The sequence below is a fragment of the Rhizobium sp. ERR 942 genome (assembly GCF_007828395.1).
Taxonomy (GTDB): domain Bacteria; phylum Pseudomonadota; class Alphaproteobacteria; order Rhizobiales; family Rhizobiaceae; genus Rhizobium; species Rhizobium dioscoreae.
Genome location: NZ_VIUA01000003.1, coordinates 400,046 through 418,808, shown reverse-complemented (window position 1 = coordinate 418,808; position 18,763 = coordinate 400,046). Strand labels below are relative to the sequence as shown.

Genomic DNA, 18,763 nt, shown 5'->3' with positions numbered 1-18,763 from the left:
ATTTTCGCCGGAAATCGGTTCCGCTTTTCAAGCCGATGCGATAGACTTAACTCATGATTACTTCAGCACAATTGCGCGGCGCGCGCGCCATGCTCGAACTGACGGTGGAGACGCTTGCCAGCGAGAGCAAACTCCCGGTTTCGGCGATCGAAGCGCTGGAAACAGGGACAAGCCCGGCGGATATGAGGGCGCTTGCGACAGTTCGCTCCGTCCTCGAGAGCCACGGGGTGCTTTTCCTCGCCGGCGGCAGTGACGGCATGGGTGGCCCTGGCATTCGCTTCAAGCATTGGTCCGAAAATGATGGCATCCGGCCTGAGAACCTGAATGCCACCAATGACGATTGACGGCTGACGCAGTGCCTGAAATCTCCCAGCGCCGCTTCGCCTTCAGGCCTTAGGTCTTGCGATCTGCCTCAGGCCGCGAGCTTCCAGCCTTTGACAAGCTCTTCGGGCGCAGAGAGGGCTGCAGGCAGGATGTAGCGCTCGGTGTTGTTTGCCGGCTCCCAGCCTTCAACAATGGAGCCAACCGGCAGGCCATGCCCGAAATCGGTCAGCGTCACGAGCTCCAGGATCATATGGCCGTAGTCGTCGCGCCATTCGCGCCGCTCGCCACCTTCGAAGAGACGCAACCGACCCTTGGTGCGCGGACGCTCGCGAGCAGTCAGCCATTGCGCCACGGATGCCTCGGCATTGGCGAAAGACACCACATTATCGGCATCGCCATGCCAGATGGAGACGACGGGATAGCGAGCAGCTTCGGGGGAAACTTCGCGAACGAGCTCGCCCCATTTTTCCGCCGGGCGGCTTGAGCCGCGCTTCATGACGTCAAGCGCCGATATGGCATCGCGGGCAGCGCCGAAAGGCAGGCCGCCGATGATGGCGCCTGCGGCAAAGAGTTCCGGATAGGTCGCGAGCAATGCAGCTGCGATGGCGCCACCGGCCGAGAGGCCCATGACGAAAATCCTGCTATCGTCGATCGCATGCAGGCGGCGGCTGAAATCAATCATTTCTCTGATGGATCCGAGCTCACCGCGATCGCGCGTGACCATGCTCGGGCGAAACCAGTTGAAACAGAGATTTGGGTTGTTCGATGCCTTCTGCTCCGCATAAAGCACGGCAAATCCGTGCTGGCGCGCAAGTGCGGTCCATCCGCTCGCGCGATCGAAATCCTCGGCATTCTGATGACAGCCGTGTAGGACAACGACGAGCGGCATCGGTCCTTTTACCCCCGGGGGTACATATTCGAGCATGCGCAAATCGCCGGGATTGCGGCCAAACCACAAAACTTCCGTCAGCCGCTGCGGCGACGGGCGCGTGGAAACGCGACGGCGCGACGGCTGCGATTGCGGCTGCATCATCGGAAATTTGAGCTGCGGCAGCTCGACGGAATCGACGAGCAAGCGGCGAAGCCGGCTCGGAACTTTAAAATTCATCATGGACCTTTCTATCCACGTCAGCCACGGCCGGTTTTTTCCTCCGCTGCGGGCTGACGCGCACTGTTCCTTTCCAGAATCAGTGACATCGAGAAATCGAATCTCTTTGTGCAACGCAGCAAATATAGGGAGGCTGCCCCGCTTCGAACAGGCACAAAGCATCATTGCTGCTATGTGAAATCAGCTTAAATCGATTAGATTTTCGGCCACAAAAAAACGCAGCTGCGTCAGAAATAAGCCCGTGCAAGTGCGAGAAGCTTCGCGTCGTCCTTTACGCCCTGGCGATAAAGCTGAATAATCAATGCGCCGAGGCGCTCTGCTTCGAGGCTTCGCGGGCTCATGCCACGATCCTTGCAGACCGTATCAAGCACCTTCTCGAGTCGGTCCAGATCGTCTGAAAACAGCGGCAGATCTCGTGGATGGATAGGTGTGTCCAGCATTTGCGCGTCTCATTGTCCGTGGGGCAGAAGCACGCAGTACTTCGCCGGCACCCGTTTTATTCCCGACGATAGGATTAGACTATGCGCCTTGCGCGTGGGGTTGGCAAGGAAGCATTTCGGCCGACGCATTTCTGATTCGCAGATTTTACGGAAATTCGATCGAAGGTACAATTTTAAGTTAGTGCATCACCAAGCCTTTATCCGCATCTGCAATAAGCGGAAAAAACGCAGGCATAATGATGACCAGATTTCTGATCCGGGCTGCTCTCAGCTTGACGCTTGCAGCCGCGGCCCTGCCCGCCCTCGCGCAGAATTTTTCGAATCTTCCGCTGCGCAACCCTCGCCAGCCCCACCCGAAGGATATATTTCCGTGCAATCGGGAATATCGATCTCCTATCCTATAACAGATGGCGACAGCGAGGAGCAGCAGGAGAAGGCGTTGAAATCCTTCTATAAGTTTGCCGCAAGCAGCTGCGCCACCCTGCTCGACACGATTGCCGATGCCTGCGAGATCAGTGCTCTGTCGAGCAATACCTCGGTCAACAATCCAGACAATCGCGGCACGAGACTTTCCATCAACGGACAGGTGACGATGGCGGTGAAACTGAAGCCGCCGACGGCGGCCACGAAATAGCCTTGCCCCATCGCAGTTCATGATCTCCGCCAAAGCCAACGGATCGGTAAGAAATGGCGGCGATAATCCCCCTCGCAATTGAGGGATGATACCATGGCGAAAGCGAAACGACGCACGCGGCGCAAGCCGCAATCCAAGGCGGGCAATTCGATGTGGCTATGGGGTGTGGTCGGCCTGGCAACGATAGCCGGCATCTACGCCTATCAGCATCGCAAGGACATGCCGTCGATGCTGGCGCATGCCGGCGCAGTCGCCGGCATGCCGCATATGGCTCGGGAAGCACCGGTGCCAGCGGCAAAACCGCAAATAAAGACGGCAGCAGTGACTTCGGAGCCGCGCGCAACATCCGCCCTGCCGGTACCGCCCGCCGCCATTCCCGTGGCGATGCCGGTTAACAAGATACCGGTCGAACGGCCGATACCCAGCTTGCGTGTGCAGTCCGGCGGTCGTTTCGTGCTATGCGGCGCCGGCTCTGGAACGAACTGCGTCGTTGATGGCAATACCTTCTGGCAGGATGGCATCCGGATTCAGTTGGCCGATATCGATGTGCCGGACGCAGGTGCCGCGCGCTGCCCCAGCGAAAGACAGAGAGGCGTAGCCGCGAAACTGCGCCTGCAGGCCATTCTCAACGATGGAAGCTTCGTGCTTTCCGGCAGCAGCCGTCGCGACGACCCGAATGGCGGCAAACTGCGCATTGCCATGCGCGCGGGGCGCTCGCTCGGCGATCAGATGGTGTCAGAAGGTCTCGCACGCCGCTGGACCGGCCAGGCGTCGTCCTGGTGTAGCTGATTTTCAGAAATTCGATTGGGAGTTCAAGGAGATAAATGGTCGGGGCGACTGGACTCGAACCAGCGACCCCTTGACCCCCAGTCAAGTGCGCTACCGGGCTGCGCTACGCCCCGACCTGCCGAAACGGCTTGTTTCGTTTAGAGTTTAGCGTTTCCCGACGCAAGCGAAAAGTGTCGGCCTGCTCAGAAAAAGTTGCCGTTCAACGGCACAGCTGCCTCGGTCCGCGGCTCGGCTGATAGGTGTTATCGGAGGCGCGATAAGAGCGGTAGCGGCTTGCGCAGTCACGCGCATGAACGCCGTAATAGCTCTGTGAGCCCTGCCTGTTGAACAGCGTGCCGGTCACAAAGGATTTAAAGAGCACGCCGCTATCCGAATCGTCGTCATAATAGCTGTCCGAGCCATGCAGCCGATGGCCGCTGCCCCAACGATTATGGTGATGATGCCAATGGCCGTGGCCATGACCGTGATCGCGCACCTGGATGATGTCCGACTGTCCGGTTGCAGGCACGGTCAGGGTCGGCATGGTGACGGCATTCGCCGGCATGGCGGCACCGGCCGCCAGCAAAAGACCAAAGCCTGCGGCAGTTATCGATCTCGCAATCGTAAACATATGCGACTCCTTCGAAATCCGGCGGCGCAATCAAGTAAATCTGCACAACAACCTTGCTGCCGAGCACGCCGTCATTATCTGTATATAGTGATTTGGAGCCACACTCATAGATGCCCTTCCGTCTTTATGTGCGACGGATATCGCAAGACGGAAAGTGGGCGGAAAGTCAAAGCAATGAAGCCTTATATAATGACTCTCCTGTTATGTGCACCGCTGCTTTCCTCGTGCAATACGACGGAATCGGTGCAGCCCATCCCGGGCAGCATTACCTATGGCGGCCAGCCGCATATGAAACTGACGAAATCGCCTCCGGGATCGCAATTCCAGCATCACTTCACGAACCAGTGGGGCCAGGATGTTATCGAAACCTATATTGTCCAGCCGGACCGAAGCGTGAAGCTCGTGAACCGCCAGGAAATGAGCCCGCCAGACTAAAGCCGTTTTCCTCGAAACGCGAAAACACCCATCCACTTGTCTTTCCATATCTCTGGACGGAAAATCGCCGCAGTCTTCTGGAGCCGCTCTGGAGGTTCGTTGGCCTGAAACGAAAACTCCGTCAGCGTGAGCCGACGGAGCGTATTGGAATGCAGATAAAAGCTACGCTTACCAACAGCGGTAGCACCGACGGTAATAAGGCCGGCCGTAATAGCCGCGGTGATGATGATTGTCGCTGACAGCGGCGCCGACGAGAACGCCGCCGATGATGCCGGCAGCGGCCAGGGCAGCAGCCTGGTTTTCAGCCTGTTGCGCCTGAGCGCGATTGGACTGGTAGGTCGCGCCGACGCAGCGGTTATAACGCTGCGTACCTGGACGGAAGCCCTGCGACTGGCAGGTCATTTCCGCATTCATCGCAGATTCCTGCGGTGTCTGACAGCTCGATAGAATGGTTGATATAGCGACAAGGCTCGCCGCCATCGTGGCACGTATGCGCATATTCCCTCCGGCAATTTAGGATACAACCCCGGAAAGCGAAATACAGCCAAAGGTAAGCTTTAGCAAGCCAACCTTATCAAGCATCGCGCGAAAATCCGTCAAATCGTGGCAAAACTGCACGCAAGGATGGCATCGTGCTTAACGGCCGGATAGCAGCATAGCGCAAAATGAAAAGACCCCGCTGAGACGGTGTCTTCATGTCCGATTTGCACGCCCGCAGCCCATCGAGACGGCGGGCGTGTTTTAGATCAGAAGTTCCGTTCGAAACGAAGGATACCGGCGACCGTATCATCCTTGATATAGTCGTAACGCACATAGGTCAGTTCCGGCTCGATGAGGAAATCCTTCACCGGATAGATCTTGAGGTTTGTGGTCGCTTCGAACATCTTGGATTCGGTATAGGCAAGCTGCAGATTCCACTTCAGCTTGTCGTTGATCGGGACGCCGACGCCACCCCAAAGCGCCCAGTCACCCCAACCACATTTGGCGGCATTCACCGTACCGTTCGATCTCGTGCAAGCTGAGATGTCCTGGTTCGTGCCTGCATATTTGTTCAGCTTGTCGCCGTCCGTATTCCAGCCCCCCATCAGGAAGGCTTCCACGCCACCGAATTTGGCGTCGAGACGAGCCTTGATGGCACCCTCCTCCACGATGGAGTCATAGCCACCGACAACCTTGATGCCCCAGTTGCCTGCCTTATAGCCGAGGCCAGCCACGACGTCGGGAGCATAGTGGTTGGATTTGTCGTCCGTCCACCAGCCGGCACCGTAGGAGGCCTCACCGTCGGAGGTGGAATTGGAGTCTTCCAGCGAGATCATAGCCGAGAAGCCATTGTCCGGCTCGTATTTATAGGTCAGCTGATTAAGTTCATACGGGCCGTCATAGATCACGTCGTCGTTGATGACATCGCCAGCATAGCCGGCGTAAAGATTGAATTGCGAATCGAGCTTACCCACCGTGAAGCCGGCGAGGCTGATATTGGCAAACAGCAGCTTCGAGGATGTCGCGCCCCCATCGTTCCACTCCCAGCGGAAGATGGTGTTGGTCTTCAACGGCCCGTATTCGGTGTCGGTCGCCGTATCGACGTTGAGCTCCACACGCTCATGCCAGAGCGTGCCGACCTTGCTGCGCGGATTATAGGCGTCATACCACTCGCCCTCCGTGCGAACCTTTCCGCCGATTTTCAGGCAGGTTTCAGTGCCGGGAATATAGAAATAGCCTGTGCCATATCCATCGCAGATGCGGACATATTCAAGCGGTTCGGGTTCCGCAGCGACAATGGCGTCGGCGGCATGGGCGGCGCTCGCCGCTACGATGGCGGCGGCGGAGCCAAGAAGAAGGCTCTTGATGTTCATGGTGTCTCCATTCGACTATCCGTCAGAGATGGAGTCTCCCGGCAGACAACAGCGTGCCCCTCCATAGCCTGACTGTTCCCCTCAAACAGGGCGAAGCAATAAGCTTCGCCGTCAAACTGAACCCGTGAGCTTGCCCCAGCAAGTTAATAAGGCTGCCGAACTAATTCCTACAACGCAGAAGAGTGGCAGACGTGACAAAAATGTCACATGCCGGTCGCAATGACAAAACGAACGCACCACAGGTAGCCGAAACATGCATCGGACAAGAGAATGCATACACCTGCAACATAATATGCTTTAAACGCAATCCCCAACACGTGCGACCCGGGGCGCGGGCAGTCTTATCGCACCTGATCGAGGAGACGCTTGCATTCCAGAAGATCGTAAAGCGTCTCCTGAAGCAAAGCGCGATCTTCCTTGCCGACGCTCGATTTGCCGATGGAGACGTCAGGCGCGCCATCGTCGCCGCTGACGAAATTGAAGAAACGGCGGCTGATCGGTGCCTTGGCGCGGCCGACGATCTGATCTTCGTCGGAATTGGCAGAGGCGACGCGGGGCTCCATGGCGGCAGGCTCCTGGGCCGCCGCAAGCGCTTCCACACTGGCCAGATCACCATGCCCGACAGCGATGACGAACTTGTTGCCGTTGGTCTTCAAAAGCTTCTGAACACCCTTGATCGTATAGCCGTGATCGTAGAGGAGATGGCGGATACCATTCAGCAGGTCGACGTCCTCGGGGCGATAGTAGCGCCGGCCGCCACCCCGCTTCATCGGCTTTATCTGCGGAAACCGGGTCTCCCAGAACCGTAGGACATGCTGCGGCAGATCAAGGTCTTCCGCGACTTCGCTGATCGTGCGAAATGCATCCGGGCTCTTGTCCATCATCATACTCCCACACTGCGCATGCAGCGCCGTTTGGCCGGATCACGCAAAAGCGGATGTCGGCATTCGTATCGCTCCATGATACGACTCACCATATTTCAACGGTTTGGCGGTGGAAATTCAAGTCACATCTTCAGCCGCTGCACAGGCTGGCGACAAATCAACACTGAAGATGCACTGGCGCGACCGCACGACAAGGCATGCGGCCGAGCGAAAACAGAAATCCCAAGGATGGATCAGGAGGCAGGATTTACCGGCTTGGCCTTCGCCTTGCGGCTCGCATGTGCTTTTAGAATGCGGGTCTTGAGGACGTTCGACGCCTTGAAGGTCATGACACGCCGCGGAGAGATCGGCACTTCCTCGCCGGTTTTCGGATTGCGGCCAATGCGCTCATTCTTGTCACGCACTTGGAATGTCGCAAACGAGGAGAGCTTTACCGTTTCCCCACGCACGATGGCGTTGCAAATTTCATCGATCACAGTCTCGACGAGCTCCGCCGACTCCGTTCTGGAGAGACCGACTTTCCGGAATACCGACTCCGCCAGGTCTGCGCGCGTCACTGTCTTGCCCGTCATAGCTCCCCGCCCATATTGCTGCGTAATCTTCTTCAAGTTTCGCGAGACTATTGCCGTTGCGCCGCACGGTCAAGCTCTTGTTCGGAACGGCTTTTAGAGATGTGGCACTACCAGCGCAGCAGGACCGCGCCCCAGGTGAAGCCGCCACCCATAGCCTCCAGCATCACCAGGTCGCCCTTCTTGATTCGTCCATCACCTGCCGCAACGGCGAGCGCAAGCGGAATTGATGCAGCCGATGTGTTACCATGAAGGTCCACGGTGACCACAACCTTCTCGGGAGCAATTCCGAGCTTCTTGGCGGAACCATCGATGATGCGGCGGTTGGCCTGATGCGGTACGAGCCAGTCGAGATCGTCGGGCGTGGTGCCCGTTGCATCGAATGCGGCCTGGATGACGTCGGTAATCATGCCGACGGCGTGCTTGAAGACCTCACGACCCGCCATATGCAGGACACCAACCGTTCCCGTCGTGGACGGGCCGCCGTCGACATAAAGCTTTTCCTTATGGGAACCGTCGGAGCGCAGGCTTGCCGTCAGCACGCCGCGATCGCTATTGGCACCGCTTCCCTCGCCAGCTTCCAGGATCAGCGCGCCGGCACCATCACCGAAGAGGACGCATGTCGTGCGGTCGGTCCAATTGAGGATGCGGGAAAATGTCTCGGCGCCGATGACGAGTACGCGCTTGGCAAGGCCGCCGCGAATATAGGCGTCAGCCGTGGTCACCGCATAGACGAAGCCGGTGCAGACGGCCTGGACATCGAAGGCGAAGCCATGATGCATACCGAGCCGGTTCTGGATATTCACCGCCGTTGCGGGAAAAGTATTGTCCGGCGTCGAGGTGGCAACGATGATCAGATCGAGGTCATCCGGTGTCAAACCGGCATTGGCGAGAGCGGCGCGTGCCGCCTGCTCGCCCAGGGACGCCGTGGTTTCGCCTTCACTGGCGATGTAGCGCTGACGAATGCCCGAGCGTTGGACGATCCAGTCGTCGCTCGTGTCGACGATCTGCTCCATCTCGGCATTGGTCATGACGCGTTTGGGGAGCGCCGCCCCAAAACCGCGGACTATTGAACGGATCATTCTGCGTATACCCCGTCTCTCATGCCGCTTCCGGCCCGATAGGGGGCAGCCGTTTGGCATGATATCTCTTCAAATCGTTTTCGATTTTCTGCGTGAGCCCATTCTTGGCCATATCGTAGCCGACATCGATGGCAGCTGCGAAGGCTTCGACATTCGCACCGCCATGGCTCTTAATGACGATGCCGTTCAGGCCAAGGAAGACGCCGCCATTGACTTTGCTGGGATCGAGCTTTTCGCGCAGCAGGTCGAAGGCGCCCTTGGCAAAGACATAACCGATGCGTGCAAGCAGCGTGCGCGACATGGCGGCGCGCAGATAGGCGCCGATCTGCTTTGCCGTGCCTTCGGCCGCCTTCAGCGCGATATTGCCGGAGAAGCCTTCCGTGACGACGACGTCGACCGTGCCCTTGCCGATATCATCGCCCTCGACGAAACCGGAATATTCAAGCGATTCGAGATTGGCTTCGCGAATGAGGCGGCCGGCGTCCTTGACTTCTTCCTGTCCCTTGATTTCCTCGACGCCGACGTTCAGCAAGCCGACGGTGGGGCGCTCGATCTCGAAGAGCGCGCGTGCCATGGCGCCGCCCATCAGGGCAAAGTCGAGCAATTGCTGGGCATCGGCGCCGATCGTGGCGCCGACATCGAGCACGATGCTTTCGCCACGCAGCGTCGGCCAGATCGCCGCGATTGCCGGGCGTTCGATATTGGCCATGGTGCGGAGACAGAATTTCGCCATCGCCATCAGCGCGCCGGTGTTGCCGGCGGACACGACGACATCAGCATCGCCCGTCTTCACCGCCTCGATCGAGCGCCACATGCTGGAGACGTAGCGGCCGCGGCGAAGCGCCTGGCTCGGCTTTTCATCCATGCTGATGGCCACTTCGCATTCGTGAAAGACCGATTTTTCGCGAAGCTTGGGATATTTGGCGAGGACCGCCTCGCAGCGTTCCTTCTGTCCGTACATGACGAATGTGATATCGGGATGCCTATCCAGCGCCTTGGCCGCGCCGGGAACAACAACCTCAGGGCCGAAGTCGCCACCCATTAGGTCAAGAGAAATTCTGATCACGCGTCCCTAGTCCTTTTTCTTCGCCGCGACGGGCGAATTTGGCGTCAAAATACCGTTTTCTCCCCCGGTTACAACTGAATTGTGCTCGAACGGCACCGGGGCCTATTCCTTTTTCCAGTCTTTCAGAACAGCAAAGGGCGACGGTTTTCTGTCATCTTCGCCCGTGTCTTCAATATGCGCTTCGAATTCGACGCCAGGCTTGCGCGGATAGGGATCAATGGCGAGAGCGGCAAATTCCGCAACGACCGCGCCGGCATCAATCGTGTCACCGGTAAAGGTCTCCGGAAGATCCGGACCATCGGGATCAAGTATCATTTCTCCGGCATCCACAGAGGGCGCACGCGCCAGTTTGGAATCCTCGGGCACGAAGATGTGCTCGAAGTCCTCGTCGATATCAGATTCGACCGGCTCGAGTGTGACAACGCAAGCCTGAACGATCTTTGCCTTCACATTGCCCTTGATGCGCACGCCGTCGCGCTTCCAGCGAGAAATCTTGAGGTCGGCTTCTAGCTTGCCGACCGAGAGAACATCCCAGAGAGCAGCGAGCCCTGCCAGTTCGCGATCGTCAGCCTCGAGGTGCACATCCACCGGATTGGCGGAGATATGCCCCACCTTCACCGGATAGGAGAACGGCGTTTCATCGGAGTCGTGTCTTTTCATTTTTATCTCCTAACCGGCCCGTTGGCCGACTTTATCTGGCACTGGCAGCGTCGCCGAGCCCGTAGCGATCTGATTTTCGGTTATGGTCGCCAAGTGCGCTTCTGCGATCATCATCCAATCGGCCAGCGAACGCATGGATGCAGCATTTTCATTCGCCTTGGGATAGATGTTGCGCTGTAGCGCCGCGGCAAGCGCGGTGCGATCATCGCTATCCATGGCACCCGCATAGCTTTCGAGCCGTCCATAAAACATGCCGGCCAGCTTCTTCATGCGCTTCGGCACGCTGTTGTCGCCTATACCGAGCTCGCGGATCGAATAATCGATATCCTCGAAGAAGGCATCCACGATTTCCTGCGCCAGCTCCTGGCCGCTTGTCGCCGAAGACCGCGTGCGGCGAAAGAACAGGATCATCATGACAGACAGCAATTCGAAGCGCCCCATCACCGTATCAGGCACCTCGTAGTCGGTATAGAAAACCGGCTGCCGCGCCATGGATGTCAGGATCTCATACTGCCTGACCACGATGATCTGATTGTGATTTCTTTTACGGAAGAGCCCAAAAATCATGAAAATTCCCGGAATTGGCTCCCTCAGAGCGCGCCGTTTTTGCTTGGCCTTGTTGCATCCACGCAAAAGCTGGTTTACCGAAGCAAGCGCGAATTGCAATGCCGTTTGTGCCCGCTTCGAGGCTCCAGCCCTTACCGTCGTCACGTTGTGCATGATCGGTGACGAAGAGTGCCGAACAACATGATTGTGCCTTTTGCCATCGCGGAAAGGCCACAATGATGTGCACAGCAAGGTCATATCGGCCGTCCGGCCATCGGATTGATTCATTAGGGGAGATGAGATGTCGTTGACCAGACGGTATTTCAAGTCTGACATTACTTTCAGCAGCGCTGCCGCCATCGCCCTGGTGATTGCGACCATGGGCCTTTCGGGATGCAAGACCAGTGAGGTCATGAACAACGGCTACATCTTCGACCCGCAGTCGCTGGCGCTCGCGCCGGTCGGTTCGAGCCGCGAACAGGTCCTGCTGTCGCTCGGCACGCCTTCCACCACCGCAACCTTCGATGGCGAGGTCTTCTACTATATCTCCCAGAAGCGTACGCGCGCCGTCGCCTTCATGAAGCCGAAGCTGGTCGACCAGAACATTCTGGCGATCTATTTCGACAAGGACGGCGTGGTGAAGCAGGAAGCCAACTACACGCTGAAGGACGGCAAGGTCTTCGACATGATCAGCCGCACGACCCCGACCGGTGGTCGCGACATCACCTTCCTGCAGCAGATCCTCCAGGGCAGCGGCAGCGGCGTCAACGGCGCACGGAACTTCCTCAACAACCTCAACCCGGGCCAATAAGACCGGGACGATATCTCAACGAAAAACCCGCGAGGCACTGCGCCCCGCGGGTTTTCTTTTTGCGTTCGGTCTGCTTCGCTTAGCCGGCGAGAATCGCAAGTAACAGCAGGGCGACGATATTGGTGATCTTGATCGCCGGATTGACGGCCGGACCCGCCGTATCCTTGTAGGGATCGCCGACGGTGTCGCCCGTCACCGATGCCTTGTGAGCTTCCGAGCCCTTCATGTGGCGCGTGCCGTCCTTGTCGACGAAACCGTCCTCGAAGCTCTTCTTGGCGTTATCCCAGGCGCCGCCGCCCGACGTCATCGAGATGGCGACGAAGAGGCCGTTGATGATCACGCCGAGCAGCGAGGCGCCGAGAGCGGCAAAGGCAGAGGCCTTGGAGCCGGACAGCAGCAGGACGCCGAAATAGACGACGACAGGCGCCAGAACCGGCAGCAGCGACGGGATGATCATTTCCCGAATGGCAGCCTTGGTCAGCAGATCGACGGCGCGGCCGTAATCGGGACGCTCCGTGCCCTGCATGATGCCGGGCTTTTCACGAAACTGTCGGCGCACCTCTTCCACGATCGAACCGGCGGCACGACCGACGGCCGTCATGGCGATACCGCCGAAGAGATAGGGGATCAGACCGCCGAACAGCAGGCCGGCAACGACGTAGGGGTTTGAAAGCTCGAACGAAATCGTGCCTACATTGGCGAAATACGGGAACTTGTCGCCGTGCGCCGCGAAATATTGCAGGTCGTTCGAATAGGCGGCAAACAGCACGAGTGCACCGAGACCGGCCGAACCGATGGCATAACCCTTGGTGACGGCCTTGGTGGTGTTGCCGACCGCGTCCAGCGCATCGGTGGATTTGCGCACTTCCGGCGGAAGATGCGACATTTCCGCGATGCCGCCGGCATTGTCCGTCACCGGACCGAAGGCATCGAGCGCGACAATCATGCCGGCAAGGCCGAGCATGGCGGTGACCGCAATACCCGTGCCGAACAGGCCGCCGAGCTGGTAGGTGGCGATGATGCCGCCGACGATGACGATCGCCGGCAATGCCGTCGATTCCAGCGAGACGGCAAGGCCCTGAATGACGTTGGTGCCGTGACCGGTAACCGACGCCTGGGCGATGGAATTGACCGGCCGCTTGTTGGTGCCGGTGTAGTATTCGGTGATGACAACGATCAGCGCCGTGACGATGAGACCGACGATACCGCAGGTGAAGAGCTTCGTGCCGGTGATGTCAAAGCCGCCAACGGTGCCGATCGAACCCCAGCCTATGGTGAGCGAGGTGGCTGCGGCCAGACCGACGATCGACAGCACGCCGGTCGCGATGAGGCCCTTATAAAGAGCGCCCATGATCGAGCCATTGACACCGAGCTTGACGAAGAAGGTGCCGATGATCGAGGTGATGATGCAGGCGCCGCAAATCGCCAGCGGGTAGATCATGGCAGAACCGAGGATCGGGGAGCCGGCGAAGAAAATGGCGGCGAGAACCATGGTCGCAACGACGGACACCGCATAGGTCTCGAACAGGTCGGCTGCCATGCCGGCGCAATCGCCGACATTGTCGCCGACATTGTCGGCGATCGTGGCGGGATTGCGCGGATCGTCTTCCGGGATGCCGGCCTCGACCTTGCCGACGAGGTCGCCGCCGACATCGGCCCCCTTGGTGAAGATACCGCCGCCGAGACGGGCGAAGATCGAAATCAGCGAGGCGCCAAAACCAAGGGCGACGAGCGCATCGATCACGTCACGTGAACCCGCTTCGTGACCGAGGATGCCGGTAAGCACATAGAAGTAGATGGAGACGCCGAGCAGGGCGAGACCTGCAACCAGCATGCCGGTGATGGCACCGGACTTAAAGGCAATGTCGAGGCCTGCAGACAGGCTCTGCGACGAGGCTTGCGCGGTCCGAACATTGGCGCGCACGGAGACATGCATGCCGATGAAACCTGCGGCGCCTGAGAGGATTGCGCCGATCAGGAAGCCGAACGCGGCTTCGGCCGACAAGAGGAGCCAGGCCGCGATGAAAACAATGATCCCGACGATGGCGATGGTTCTATATTGGCGCGCCAGATAGGCTTGCGCTCCTTCACGAATATACCCGGCAATCTCCTGCATGCGGGCATTGCCCTGATCGGCGGCGAGCACCGACCGGGTTGCCCATACGGCATAGATGACCGAGAGCAGTCCGCATGCGATCACTCCTAAAAGAATCGACATTTCGCTTTTTCCCTCCAAAAAAGCCGGCGGTTTACTCCTCCCCCGGCCGCCTGCGACAACGATCGGTCCCCTCCTCCAGGAGATCGGCTGATGTGCAGTTGCGAGATTGATGGCGGGAAAACGTCGCGTCAAGACCGTCCGCAGGTAAAACACCCGCAGGAGGTTCAAAAGAATATTCGAAGATGAAATCAGGCGCGAACGAAGAAAACGAAAATGCGTTACATCGCGATCTGAACGTCCGGCGAAGCCTATTTCTTCGCTTCGCCGCGAACCTGCTTGGCGATTCGGTCGAGCACGGCATTCACGAGCTTCGGCTCGTCCTCCTCGAAGAAGGCATGCGCAATCTCGACATACTCGGTGACGATGACCGGGACCGGCACGTCCTTGCGGTCGATAAGCTCGAAAGTGCCGGCGCGCAGGATAGCGCGCACGGTGCTGTCGAGACGCGACAGCGCCCAGTCATCCTGAAGCGCGGAACCGATCAGCGGATCGAGCCGGGTCTGCTCACGCACGACGCCCGACACGATGGAGCGGAACCAGGATGCGTCGGCCTTCAGATAGGTCTCGCCATCCAGCTCCTGCCCGAGACGGTGGGCCTCGTATTCAGCCACCACCTCCAGAACGCCGGTTCCGCCGATATCCATCTGATAGAGCGCCTGAACCGCCGCAAGACGTGCGGCACCCCGCTGGTTGGCGGGCTTGGCCGGTCGCTCGTTATCCTGATTGCTCATCTATTATGCACCCAACTTCTCTTTCAGCGCGATCATGGTCAGCGCCGCACGGGCGGCAAAACCGCCCTTGTCCTTGTCCGAACGGCGCGCACGCGCCCATGCCTGCTCATCGTTCTCGACGGTGAGGATACCATTGCCGATCGCAAGAGATTCGCTGACGGCCAGATCCATCAGTGCCCGCGAGGATTCATTGGCGACGATATCGAAATGATAGGTCTCGCCACGGATGACCATGCCGAGAGCGACGTAGCCGTCATAAACAACATTACCATTGTCGCCGCCATCGAGCGCCATGGCAATCGCTGCCGGGATCTCCAGTGCACCGGGCACGGTCACGATATCGTAAGTCGCGCCAGCCTCGTCGAGAGCGGCCTTAGCGCCGTCGAGCAGGGCATCGGCCATATCGTCATAGAAGCGAGCTTCGACGATAAGGATATGAGCGTTGGAAGAGCTGGTCATACATCACCTGCAATCTGAGAGGGCGCGGCACCTTGTTAGGCCCGGGTCAAATCACGGCGAGCCTCGCTTGGCAAGTGTTTTTCAATGGCGTGGGCCGATTCCGACCCTATTTGGAAATGATCGGCGCACCGCGGAAATTGTGGCTTTCGCACACGCAACCGCTTCGGTAATAATTTGCAGCCTGCGAGGGGGAGGTTCATGACAGAGAAATCCACACCCGCCATCAATGTCGGCGAGCTTGAACTGGAACATTGGCAGCAAGGCAGCTTCTTTGCCGGCAGCGACACGTCCTTCGGGGCGAAGCTCGGGCTGAAGCAGCTTGGCATCAGCTACAACGAGGTGCCCCCGGGCAAATCCGGCTGTCCATTTCACAATCATCATGTCGAGGAGGAGATGTTCGTCATTCTCGACGGCGAAGGCGAATACCGCTTCGGCGACCAGCGTATCACGGTTAGCAAGGGCGATGTTCTTGGAGCTCCGGCCGGCGGCCCGGAAACGGCACATCAGCTGATCAACATCGGCCCCAGCGTGCTCACCTATCTCGCCATTTCAACGAAGGCGCGGACCGAGATCGTGGAATATCCCGATTCCAGCAAGTTCCTGGCCAAAACTTATAGCGGCGGCAAGACGGCGTTCCGCGCCATCGGCCGCGCCGCTGCCACCAACCTCGACTACTGGGACGGCGAGCCCGGCGCCTCGGACGACTGACCATCACCAAAAACATTTTCGGCAAAGACCTGACCCGATGACCCACATTCCAACATTGACGACTGACCGGCTTCTGCTGCGCGGCCATACGCTTGATGATTTCAACGAATTCCTCGAGCTCTGGAAGCACAAGGAGATTGTCCGCTTCATCGGCGGCGAGATGCCGACACGCGAGCAGGTTTGGGCCCGACTGTTACGCTATGCCGGCCTATGGCATCATCTCGGCTTCGGTTTCTTTGCCGTCGAGGAACGCCAAAGCGGCCGGTTGATCGGCGAAGTGGGCTTCCTCGACCTGCATCGCGACATGACGCCGATGACGGAAGGCACGCTGGAGGCCGGTTGGGGCATTACGCCGCCGATGCAGGGCAAGGGCTATGCTACGGAAGCCATGAATGCGGCGATTGCCTGGGCGGACAGACTGTTCGCAGGCCGTCGCATGACCTGCATCGTGGATTTCGAGAACCTGCCGTCGATACGGGTTGCCGAAAAAATCGGCTTCCGCCGTATCGGCGAACTCGTGCTCAAGGACAGGTCCAACGTCCTATTCGAACGTTAGGCGTTGCGGGGAGAACTATCATGCCGGCTCTGCAGGACAGGTTTTCCGTCCGACCTTACGAACCGGATGACGCCGAAGCCACGATCGACATTTTCCTGAGAGCCATTCGCGAGGTGGCGTCCAAGGACTACAACCCGGCCCAGATCGCTGCCTGGGCGAAAATCGATGATGCAGAAAATGGGCACAATATCGAGCGAGCCGGCCGACCTGGCTTGCGATGGACGGTTCGAAACCCATCGGCTTTACCGATCTGAAATCGGATGGTTGCCTGGATATGATGTTCTTTTCGCCCGATTATCAGGGAAAAGGCGTCGCCAGCCTGTTGCTTGCAACCGTCGAAAATGCGGCCCGTGAACAGGGCCTTCAACGGATCTTCACGGAAGCGAGCCTGACGGCCCGCCCCTTCTTCGAACGCAAGGGCTTTGTCGTCGTGACCGCGCAACAGGTAGAAAAGCGCGGCCAGATCTTCTCGAACTTCCTGATGGAAAAAATGCTCGCGTAAGTCGCCGAGGCGCGGCCGGCGCCCTGCCGCAGCGAGCCTGTAACACTCAGTCCTCACGGACGACAGGGAATTCCGCCAGACGAGCGGCGTAGCGGGCCATGGTGTCGACTTCGAAATTGACGAAATCGCCAGCCTTGCGCTCGCCCCAGGTGGTGACTTCCAGGGAGTGGCGGATCAAGAGCACATCGAATTCCGTACCCTCGACGGCATTGACCGTGAGCGAGGTGCCATCAAGCGCGACCGAGCCCTTCGGCGCCACGAATCTTGCGAGATGCTCCGGCGCGCGCAGGCGGAAGCGGGTGGCCTCGCCTTCTGATGTCACCGAGAGGATTTCCGCCTTGCCGTCGATATGGCCTGACACGATGTGGCCGCCAAGCTCGTCGCCGATCTTCAGGGAACGCTCGAGATTGATCTTAGCCCCGGCCTCCCAGCTGCCGATGGTCGTCAAGCGGAGAGCCTCTTCCCAAGCCTCGACCTCGAACCAGCGTCCATTGCTGCCCTCTTCCGGCAATCCGGTCACTGTCAGGCAGACGCCTGCGTGCGAGATGGATGCGCCCATGTCGATCGTCGCCGGATCGTAATTGGTGGCAACGCGCAGCTTGATGCCTTCCTGCATCGGGGAAATGGATTCGACCGTGCCGACGTCGGTGACAATTCCGGTAAACATCAAAAACCTCTCTCGTATTCGTCGCAGAGATCGTCGCCGAAGCGGCTCTCGCCGACATGCATAAAATCAGCTGGGATATTGGACTTGAGGACCGGCGATTCAATACCGCCCTCGCCGATATCGGCCGGCCCCCGGAACAGCAGAATGCGATCGACGAGCCCGGCGTCGAGAAAGCGCTGCGCCGTCCTGGCGCCGCCTTCCACCAGCAGGGACGAGATGCCGCGCGTACCCAGCGCCTCCAGCAGCTCTCCCGGCTCGCTGGAATTGGATTGCAACACTTCGACGCCAGCAGCATCGAGCGCCGCGCGCCGTCCGAGGAACGCAGCATCGGTATTGTCATCGAAGGACGGCGGATGGCCGGCAACTGCGATCACCGGATACTGCCGGGCCGTCCGGACCAGCTTGCTGCCGAGAGGCAGCCGCAGTTCGCCATCGATGACGATACGGAGCGGCGAACGATCCTCCAGGCCGGGAAGCCGGCAAGTCAATTCCGGATCATCTGATATCGCCGTGCCTATGCCGACGAGAATGGCGTCGCTTTCGGCGCGCAGCATCTGGACCTGCGCGCGCGCGATATCGCCGGTAATGCGCACCTGTCCCCCGCCCGACTTGCCGATCATGCCATCGGCGGAAACGGCAAGCTTGAGAGTCACATGGGGCCGGTTTCTCGTCTGGCGCATGAGATAGCCGGCAAGAGACCGCCTGCCTTCCGCCTCCAGAATGCCGGCGTCGACCTCGATGCCCGCATCGCGCAGCATGGCGATGCCACGCCCGGAAACGCGCTGGTCTGGATCGGTGACGCTGATGACGACGCGTGCCACGCCATAGGCAATCAGCGCCTCGGCGCAGGGCGGTGTCTTGCCGTAGTGAGAACAGGGTTCCAGCGTCACATAGGCGGTAGCGCCCCGCGCCGCCTCCCCCGCCTCGGCCAGAGCCTGAGGTTCGGCATGCGGCCGCCCCCCAAGCGCTGTCACAGCGCTGCCCAAGACTACGCCGTCCTTGACGACGATGCAGCCGACGGACGGATTGGTGGAGGTCAGTCCCAAATGCCGGCGCGACAGGCGGATGGCCGCGGCCATGAAACGCTCGTCTTCAGGCCGCAACACCATGG

At 59.2% G+C, this 18,763-nt stretch carries 23 protein-coding genes, 1 tRNA gene and 1 pseudogene; 8 read left to right on the top strand and 17 right to left on the bottom strand.

The window, feature by feature from the left end; all coding sequences use genetic code 11:
* The first annotated feature begins 53 nt into the window (after positions 1–53).
* The gene (locus FBZ97_RS14690; RefSeq protein WP_069616264.1) at positions 54–344 is read left to right on the top strand and encodes a DNA-binding protein; all 291 of its coding nucleotides are present in this window, start codon (positions 54–56) and stop codon (positions 342–344) included.
* Between the two features lie 68 nt (positions 345–412).
* Here FBZ97_RS14690 and FBZ97_RS14685 read toward each other — a convergent pair whose 3' ends face one another.
* Complete coding sequence (locus FBZ97_RS14685; protein WP_246661063.1) at positions 413–1,435, bottom strand: PHB depolymerase family esterase; 1,023 nt, start codon at positions 1,433–1,435, stop codon at positions 413–415.
* 224 nt (positions 1,436–1,659) lie between these two features.
* Entirely contained in the window at positions 1,660–1,872 is a 213-nt protein-coding gene (locus FBZ97_RS14680) for a hypothetical protein (protein ID WP_069616263.1), read from the bottom strand.
* Between the two features lie 370 nt (positions 1,873–2,242).
* On the opposite strand from FBZ97_RS14680, the gene FBZ97_RS14675 reads away from it, so the two are divergent.
* Positions 2,243–2,506 carry a hypothetical protein gene (locus FBZ97_RS14675; RefSeq protein WP_246661771.1) on the top strand — a complete coding sequence of 88 codons (264 nt, stop codon included), beginning with the start codon at positions 2,243–2,245 and terminating at the stop codon, positions 2,504–2,506.
* Between the two features lie 93 nt (positions 2,507–2,599).
* Positions 2,600–3,295: a thermonuclease family protein gene (locus tag FBZ97_RS14670; RefSeq protein ID WP_145320471.1), complete on the top strand. Its 696-nt coding sequence runs from the start codon at positions 2,600–2,602 to the stop codon at positions 3,293–3,295.
* A gap of 36 nt (positions 3,296–3,331) precedes the next feature.
* Here FBZ97_RS14670 and FBZ97_RS14665 read toward each other — a convergent pair.
* Together FBZ97_RS14665 and FBZ97_RS14660 are read right to left on the bottom strand one after the other, a co-directional pair.
* Positions 3,332–3,408, bottom strand: a tRNA-Pro gene (locus FBZ97_RS14665).
* Between the two features lie 86 nt (positions 3,409–3,494).
* Complete coding sequence (locus FBZ97_RS14660; protein ID WP_113329025.1) at positions 3,495–3,905, bottom strand: BA14K family protein; 411 nt, start codon at positions 3,903–3,905, stop codon at positions 3,495–3,497.
* A gap of 174 nt (positions 3,906–4,079) precedes the next feature.
* Here FBZ97_RS14660 and FBZ97_RS14655 point away from each other — a divergent pair, with 174 nt between their 5' ends.
* The gene (locus FBZ97_RS14655; protein WP_112723085.1) at positions 4,080–4,340 is read left to right on the top strand and encodes a hypothetical protein; all 261 of its coding nucleotides are present in this window, start codon (positions 4,080–4,082) and stop codon (positions 4,338–4,340) included.
* Positions 4,341–4,508: 168 nt separating this feature from the next.
* Here FBZ97_RS14655 and FBZ97_RS14650 read toward each other — a convergent pair whose 3' ends face one another.
* From FBZ97_RS14650 to FBZ97_RS35110, 8 genes are all read right to left on the bottom strand, one after another.
* On the bottom strand, positions 4,509–4,838 hold the full coding sequence (locus tag FBZ97_RS14650; RefSeq protein WP_069616257.1) for a hypothetical protein: 330 nt from the start codon (positions 4,836–4,838) through the stop codon (positions 4,509–4,511).
* A 248-nt stretch (positions 4,839–5,086) separates the two neighbouring features.
* On the bottom strand, positions 5,087–6,193 hold the full coding sequence (locus FBZ97_RS14645) for a porin (RefSeq protein ID WP_145320473.1): 1,107 nt from the start codon (positions 6,191–6,193) through the stop codon (positions 5,087–5,089).
* A gap of 341 nt (positions 6,194–6,534) precedes the next feature.
* Positions 6,535–7,080, bottom strand: coding sequence for a MerR family transcriptional regulator (locus FBZ97_RS14640; protein WP_145320475.1), 546 nt, complete (start codon positions 7,078–7,080; stop codon positions 6,535–6,537).
* 230 nt (positions 7,081–7,310) lie between these two features.
* Positions 7,311–7,649, bottom strand: coding sequence for an integration host factor subunit alpha (locus FBZ97_RS14635; RefSeq protein ID WP_069616254.1), 339 nt, complete (start codon positions 7,647–7,649; stop codon positions 7,311–7,313).
* Between the two features lie 107 nt (positions 7,650–7,756).
* Entirely contained in the window at positions 7,757–8,728 is a 972-nt protein-coding gene (locus tag FBZ97_RS14630; protein ID WP_113354714.1) for a beta-ketoacyl-ACP synthase III, read from the bottom strand.
* Positions 8,729–8,747: 19 nt separating this feature from the next.
* The gene (plsX, locus tag FBZ97_RS14625) at positions 8,748–9,794 is read right to left on the bottom strand and encodes a phosphate acyltransferase PlsX (RefSeq protein ID WP_113329028.1); all 1,047 of its coding nucleotides are present in this window, start codon (positions 9,792–9,794) and stop codon (positions 8,748–8,750) included.
* 102 nt (positions 9,795–9,896) lie between these two features.
* Positions 9,897–10,454, bottom strand: coding sequence for a DUF177 domain-containing protein (locus FBZ97_RS14620; RefSeq protein WP_095434461.1), 558 nt, complete (start codon positions 10,452–10,454; stop codon positions 9,897–9,899).
* Between the two features lie 9 nt (positions 10,455–10,463).
* Positions 10,464–11,021: a ubiquinol-cytochrome C chaperone family protein gene (locus FBZ97_RS35110; RefSeq protein ID WP_069616334.1), complete on the bottom strand. Its 558-nt coding sequence runs from the start codon at positions 11,019–11,021 to the stop codon at positions 10,464–10,466.
* A 280-nt stretch (positions 11,022–11,301) separates the two neighbouring features.
* Between FBZ97_RS35110 and FBZ97_RS14610 the strand changes: the two genes are divergently transcribed.
* On the top strand, positions 11,302–11,811 hold the full coding sequence (locus FBZ97_RS14610; protein WP_069616250.1) for an outer membrane protein assembly factor BamE: 510 nt from the start codon (positions 11,302–11,304) through the stop codon (positions 11,809–11,811).
* A gap of 79 nt (positions 11,812–11,890) precedes the next feature.
* Here FBZ97_RS14610 and FBZ97_RS14605 read toward each other — a convergent pair whose 3' ends face one another.
* From FBZ97_RS14605 to FBZ97_RS14595, 3 genes are all read right to left on the bottom strand, one after another.
* Positions 11,891–14,029, bottom strand: coding sequence for a sodium-translocating pyrophosphatase (locus FBZ97_RS14605; protein WP_145320477.1), 2,139 nt, complete (start codon positions 14,027–14,029; stop codon positions 11,891–11,893).
* Positions 14,030–14,277: 248 nt separating this feature from the next.
* Positions 14,278–14,760 carry a transcription antitermination factor NusB gene (gene nusB / locus FBZ97_RS14600; protein WP_047627120.1) on the bottom strand — a complete coding sequence of 161 codons (483 nt, stop codon included), beginning with the start codon at positions 14,758–14,760 and terminating at the stop codon, positions 14,278–14,280.
* Positions 14,761–14,763: 3 nt separating this feature from the next.
* Entirely contained in the window at positions 14,764–15,219 is a 456-nt protein-coding gene (locus FBZ97_RS14595; protein ID WP_075852228.1) for a 6,7-dimethyl-8-ribityllumazine synthase, read from the bottom strand.
* Positions 15,220–15,417: 198 nt separating this feature from the next.
* On the opposite strand from FBZ97_RS14595, the gene FBZ97_RS14590 reads away from it, so the two are divergent.
* The 3 genes and pseudogenes from FBZ97_RS14590 to FBZ97_RS14580 all read left to right on the top strand — a co-directional run bounded on the left by FBZ97_RS14590 (position 15,418) and on the right by FBZ97_RS14580 (position 16,985).
* On the top strand, positions 15,418–15,927 hold the full coding sequence (locus FBZ97_RS14590; protein ID WP_145320480.1) for a cupin domain-containing protein: 510 nt from the start codon (positions 15,418–15,420) through the stop codon (positions 15,925–15,927).
* Between the two features lie 37 nt (positions 15,928–15,964).
* On the top strand, positions 15,965–16,483 hold the full coding sequence (locus tag FBZ97_RS14585) for a GNAT family N-acetyltransferase (protein WP_145320482.1): 519 nt from the start codon (positions 15,965–15,967) through the stop codon (positions 16,481–16,483).
* Between the two features lie 20 nt (positions 16,484–16,503).
* A pseudogene (locus FBZ97_RS14580) lies at positions 16,504–16,985 on the top strand (GNAT family N-acetyltransferase).
* Positions 16,986–17,031: 46 nt separating this feature from the next.
* Here FBZ97_RS14580 and FBZ97_RS14575 read toward each other — a convergent pair.
* Together FBZ97_RS14575 and ribD are read right to left on the bottom strand one after the other, a co-directional pair.
* Positions 17,032–17,652: a riboflavin synthase gene (locus tag FBZ97_RS14575; protein WP_113329032.1), complete on the bottom strand. Its 621-nt coding sequence runs from the start codon at positions 17,650–17,652 to the stop codon at positions 17,032–17,034.
* The gene (gene ribD / locus FBZ97_RS14570; protein ID WP_145320484.1) at positions 17,652–18,761 is read right to left on the bottom strand and encodes a bifunctional diaminohydroxyphosphoribosylaminopyrimidine deaminase/5-amino-6-(5-phosphoribosylamino)uracil reductase RibD; all 1,110 of its coding nucleotides are present in this window, start codon (positions 18,759–18,761) and stop codon (positions 17,652–17,654) included. Before ribD ends, FBZ97_RS14575 begins: the two co-directional genes overlap by 1 nt.
* Positions 18,762–18,763 lie beyond the last annotated feature (2 nt).